This is a genomic window from Neorhizobium sp. S3-V5DH (assembly GCF_004343065.1).
Taxonomy (GTDB): Bacteria; Pseudomonadota; Alphaproteobacteria; order Rhizobiales; family Rhizobiaceae; genus Neorhizobium; species Neorhizobium huautlense.
The window spans coordinates 1-1552 of sequence record NZ_SMCL01000050.1; the positions used below are offsets into that span (position 1 = coordinate 1).

2 protein-coding genes are annotated in these 1552 nt (G+C 56.8%); one reads left to right on the plus strand and one right to left on the minus strand.

The features are described 5' to 3' along the window. Positions 1 to 88: 88 nt before the first annotated feature. The gene (locus EDE09_RS27915) at positions 89 to 1249 is read left to right on the plus strand and encodes an IS110 family transposase (protein WP_132413618.1); all 1161 of its coding nucleotides are present in this window, start codon (positions 89 to 91) and stop codon (positions 1247 to 1249) included. Between the two features lie 91 nt (positions 1250 to 1340). Here the strand turns inward: EDE09_RS27915 and EDE09_RS28500 are convergent. Next, positions 1341 to 1552, minus strand: a 212-nt coding sequence (locus EDE09_RS28500; protein WP_207914894.1) for a hypothetical protein, incomplete at its 5' end; no start/stop codon positions are given.

The following is a 1552-nucleotide window of genomic DNA, read 5'->3' on the forward strand; positions in this document are numbered from 1 at the left end:
CGCCTTGAGATCCCATCAGGGGTGAGTAGCGGCCTACACCGTGGCAGAGTGAGGTCGCTAGAAAACTCTCTGGAGGCCAACCATGCCGATGACAGCAGATCAATCTCAAGCGCAGACCGCTACTCTCGTCGATCTTGGCGCAATTTTCGTCTCGTTGGAACTGAGCAAGTCAACCTGGCTGGTGACAGCTCTGTCACCTTGTAGCGAGAAGATGTCCCGCCACACCATCGAGGGAGGTGACCTCGTCGGCATGTTCGCATGCTTTGATGCGCTTCGCCAGAAAGCAAAACGGCGGAAGGACAGACTGTACCCATTGGTCGTAATTCAGGAAGCCGGACTGGATGGTTTCTGGCTGGGGCGAGTGCTGAGCAAGGAAGCCTGGATCGAGAGCCATATTGTCGAGGCTGCGTCCATTGCCATGCCCCGCCGCCATCGTCGGGCAAAGACGGATCGCATCGATGGCGAAACACTGATCCGCGCCCTTATTGCGTGGAAACGTGGCGAGCCGCGGGCCTGTTCAATGGTGAAGCTTCTTTCACCCGAGGAAGAAGACAACCGACGGATTGGGCGGGAGCGGAAAACCCTGATTGCGGAGCGTGTCTTCCACGTCAATCGGATAAAGGGTCTACTCTTCACACAAGGAATACGGGAGTATGAGCCCGTCAATCGGGATCGACGGCAGCGTCTGGACGAACTTCGAACTGGCGATGGGCGCCCGCTATCAAAGCACCTGAAGGCCGAAGTCTGTAGAGAACTTGACCGCCTCGAACTGATACTCACACAAATCAAGGCTGTCGAGGCCGAGCGAGATGCCTTAATCGTTCAGGAGACGCCGGCAACGCCGAAAGAAGCGACCGCTCTTTTAGGCATCCGAGGAATTGGGCCGGAATTCGCTACAATACTTTACACCGAAGGCCTGTTTCGACACTTCGACAACCGACGCCAAATCGCATCGTACGCAGGACTTGCCCCCTCCCCTTGGCAAAGCGGTAACGTCAATCGCGAACAGGGCGTGTCAAAGGCGGGGAATCCGCGTTTACGAGCCACCATGGTCGAGCTCGCATGGCTATGGTTACGGCACCAACCGAGGACGGCGCTATCTTGCTGGTTTAAGGAGCGTATCGCTCAAAACAGTGGCCGTCTGAAAAAGCCGATGATTGTGGCACTCGCCCGTAAGCTGCTCGTGGCTCTTTGGAAGTATGTGACCTCCGGCGTCGTGATCGAAGGTGCAATCATGAAAGCCGCCTGACGTGCGAAACAGCCGCGAAAACAAATTCTAATCCTCAGGGTGTGATCAACCCTGACGGATCCAGGTGAACGGACCGGGATTCCTTTTGGCTTTACCCGCCGACCTTGAGATTGGTCCCGTTCTCCTGAGCCCGCGCCCGCGAAGGCGGGAAATTGGTGCCTGCCGCTAGGAGCGGCGACCGGATGTGAGGTTGTACAGGCTCGATAACGAGCCGGTAAAGCGGTGGGCTCAGACCGTGGATCCGCGAACGAAGGAGGCTCGTGATGCCACCAAGATGAACCATTGACAAAAAACCTGATGTGA